The organism is Stenotrophomonas sp. SrG (assembly GCF_050031795.1).
Classification (GTDB): domain Bacteria; phylum Pseudomonadota; class Gammaproteobacteria; order Xanthomonadales; family Xanthomonadaceae; genus Stenotrophomonas; species Stenotrophomonas rhizophila_A.
The window spans coordinates 1-240 of record NZ_JBNBBE010001095.1; the positions used below are offsets into that span (position 1 = coordinate 1).

The window sequence follows — 240 nt, forward strand, 5'->3', positions numbered from 1 at the left end:
CCGCCAGAGCGGCCTGCTCGGCCCGCAGCTGGGGCTGTCCGGCCGCCACGGGTTCGTTGGTGACCAGCGGAGGTGGTGCTTCGTCCCGACGAGGTCCGAGGACGCCCTGGCCCCGCCCCTCCCCGCCGTCGACGAGCACGCCGTGGCCCCCGGCGACATGACCTCGAGCCGCCCGTTCTGTCCCGAACACGGAGCCGACCCCGGCGTCTTGGCAGGCAGCCGCGACTGATCCCCCTGCCC

1 protein-coding gene is annotated in these 240 nt (G+C 75.4%); it reads left to right on the forward strand.

Going from position 1 to position 240, the window contains the following annotated elements; translation table 11 throughout:
- Positions 1-229 (forward strand): hypothetical protein (locus tag ACQG3P_RS22850; protein ID WP_426806324.1); only part of this gene is annotated, 229 nt, incomplete at its 5' end.
- Positions 230-240 lie beyond the last annotated feature (11 nt).